The 3,588-nt window shown below is 23.0% G+C and carries 2 protein-coding genes; both read left to right on the top strand.

Annotation, left to right across the window (positions count from 1 at the left end; translation table 11 throughout):
- The first annotated feature begins 434 nt into the window (after positions 1 to 434).
- Positions 435 to 1,145, top strand: coding sequence for an ABC transporter ATP-binding protein (locus tag BGI41_RS07165; RefSeq protein WP_088539937.1), 711 nt, complete (start codon positions 435 to 437; stop codon positions 1,143 to 1,145).
- Between the two features lie 30 nt (positions 1,146 to 1,175).
- Entirely contained in the window at positions 1,176 to 3,452 is a 2,277-nt protein-coding gene (locus BGI41_RS07170; RefSeq protein ID WP_088539939.1) for an ABC transporter permease, read from the top strand.
- Positions 3,453 to 3,588 lie beyond the last annotated feature (136 nt).

Consider the following 3,588-nt stretch of genomic DNA (forward strand, 5'->3'; position numbering starts at 1 on the left):
ATTTAAAATTTTTAAAAATATAAATTTTTAGGTATACCTAAATTTATATACTATTAATAATAAATTAACTTTGTACAGAATTTAGAAAATAAATTTATTTTTAAAATTATTAAATAAGTTTCATAATATTTATGAAATTATTTTAACTTGTTTGATATTTTATTAAATTTTTCATTGTAATTTATTTGAACATGTTAATGTTTTTAGCTTGTTTAATGTTTAAATTTTTAATTGTATTTTATTAATCTTATTAAAGTTTTATTATAGGGTTATAAAGCTTTTAAGAACTAATTAGTTTAAGTTTTTATTTTAAATTTATTAAAAATTTAATTTTTATTCTAATAAACTTAAACTTTATTTTTTAGATAATTATTAAAAAGATTTTATTTTTTAGATATGTATTTTTATAATTTAATTTTAGTGAGGTGAAAAGATTGAATGCTATAATTGAATTTAAGAATGTAACAAAAGAATATGTTACTGGAAAACATGTTTTGAAGGCTGTAAATAAATTAAATTTTGAAATAAATGAAGGAGAATTTGTAGTGATTCTTGGACCTTCTGGTTCTGGAAAATCAACATTATTAAATCTTCTTGGGGGATTAGATAGTGTAAGTTCTGGGGATATTATAATAAATAATAAAAATATTGCTAATTTCAATGATAATGAACTTACAAAGTTTAGAGCAAATGAAGTAGGATTTATTTTTCAATTCTATAATTTAATTCCAAGTTTAACTGTATATGAAAATATTGATTTAATTAGTGAACTTATTGATGATGATATAGATGTTGATTATGCTCTTAATCAGGTTGGTTTACTTGATCATTCAAATCAATTTCCCTCTGAATTATCTGGAGGTGAACAACAAAGAGTATCAATTGCACGTGCAGTAATTAAAAAACCAACATTATTATTATGTGATGAACCAACTGGTGCTTTAGATTCAAAAACTGGTTATAATGTTATTAAAATTCTTCATGATTTATCTTTAGTTAATAATACAACTGTTGTTGTAGTAACACATAATGAAAAGATTGCTGAAATTGCAAATAAAATTATCTATCTTAATGATGGCATAATTGAAGATGTTAAAATTATTGACAATCCTAAAACTCCTGAAGAAGTTGATTGGAAATTTTAATTATTTAAAAAAATTAATAAGGGTTATATTATGTTATTATTTAAAAAGATGCTTAGAGATATGTCTAAGCATAAATTACAATTTATTGCAATCTTCTTAATGACATTTTTTGCAGTTTATATCTTTGTTGGAATTGGTTCAGAAGCATATGGTATTGAAGATAATCTAAACAGTTATTATAATGATACAAATATGGCAAATGTATGGATATATAATGATACAATTAGTAATTCTACAGTAAATCAAATAGAAAATCTAAGTTCTACATTAGGAGTAGAAAGACAATTAACAGTAGATACAGTAGGTGATATGAAGGATAATCCTGATATTAAACTACATTTTATAGAGAATAATACAATATCTAAATATTATCCAGTAAAAGGGCCAAACATTGATATTAATGATAAAGATGGTATTTGGCTTGATAAAAGATTTGCTGATGCACGTAATTTATCAATTGGAGATAAAATTAAAGTTAAATTTAATAATATTGAGATTGAAAAAACAGTTCGTGGATTAGGTTATTCACCTGAATATATATTTGAACAACCTAAAAAAACATTTATACCAGATTTTAATATTCAAGGATTTGGATATTTATCTTATAAATCTATTCCAGGAGACAATATTAATTATAACACACTTTTAATTAGAACTAATGAAAATACAAGTCAATATCAAAAAGATTTAGATACTGTAAGTAATAATTATTCAATATACTTAACAAGAGAAGGACAAGGAAGTCATAAAACAATAAGCTCTGAAATAGATCAACATAAAATGATGGGTGTAATGATTCCAATTATATTTGTTATAGTTTCATTATTAACACTTCTTACAACAATGACTAGAATTGTTTCTAATCAAAGAACACAGATTGGAATATTGAAGTCTTTAGGATTTAAAAATAGAACAATAATTAACCATTATCTTTCTTATGGTATTTTTATGATTATATTTGGTTCTGTTTTAGGTTTTATACTAGGTCCATTAACATTACCTGGAATATTTGAAGTTTCAATGGCTACAACATACACTTTTCCTGTTTGGTCACCAGGATTTGATTGGAGTTTTGTTCTTGTTCCTTTAGTAATGTTAATATTAGCAATATTATTCACATATATTACAGTTAAAAGTATTGCACATGAATCTCCAGCATCAACATTAATGCCTAAGGCTCCTAAGATATCTAAACTAAAATTTATTAATAATACTAAATTTTGGAAAAATCTTAACTTTAATATTAAATGGAATATTAAAGATATGAGTCGAAGTAAAATAAGAACATTAGTTACTATTGTAGTGATAATTACCTGTACTATACTTGTACTTACTTCATTAGGAATGGAAAATGCAATGGATGAAATAGAAGTATGGGAATATAATGATATAAATCATTATAATAATCAAATTAATCTTGAATCAAATATTACAGATTCTCAAATAGATTATTTATCTAAAGAGTATAATGGAACACAGGTAATGAGTCAAGAAATTGAGATTAAACATAATGGTGTAAGTAAAACTTCGAATTTGAATTCATTTAATAATACAGGAATAATTACACCAAATAATAAGTATATGAAGAAAATACTATTTGATAATAATAGTGTACTTGTTTCTGAGAAGACTGCACAAATCTTAAACCTTAAAGTTGGTGATACTGTTGAATGGCATATTTATTCAAATAATAAATGGGTAAATTCAACTATTACCGGAATTTATGCAGATTCATCAAGTCAAGGTCTTATTATAAGTCCAGATAAAATTAATGAATCAGGTCTTAATTTTACACCAACATCAATTGTTACATATAATAAGTCTGTTGATGATAATATTTCAGGTGTAGCTAGTGTAAGTTCTGTATCTGATTTACAGAAAACTTGGAAAACACTTATGGAAACAGTTAATGAAATGGTTGATATATTGATTATATTTTCAATACTTTTATCAATAGTTGTATTATATAGTTTAGCTGTATTATCCTTTACAGAATCAGAAAGAGATCTTGCAACATTAAAAGTTATTGGATTTAAATCTAGATATATATCAAGAATATATCTTAATAAAAGTATATTTTTAGCAATTATTGGTTTTATTATAGGTATACCATTAGCTTATCAAGTTTTAGGTTTAATATTAGATAGTTCTGGAGAAGATTATTATTTCCCAAATTCCTATTCAATTTCTAGTATAATTATGACTTTTATAATAGTTGTTGGAGTATCTGTTTTGGTAAATATTATCTTCTCACGTAAAATTAAAAATATTGATATGGTTCAATCACTTAAAAAAGGTAGAGAATAATTCTTTTTATCTTTATATTTTTAATTTTTACTTAAAATTAAGGTAATTTTTATTTTATATTTTTTTTAATTTTATTACTTTATTTTATTTTTAATTTTATTACTGCTTTTTTTTATTGTTTACTTTTATTTTTAAT

Origin of the sequence: Methanobrevibacter sp. 87.7 (genome assembly GCF_002208625.1) — an archaeon.
Lineage (GTDB): Archaea > Methanobacteriota > Methanobacteria > Methanobacteriales > Methanobacteriaceae > Methanarmilla.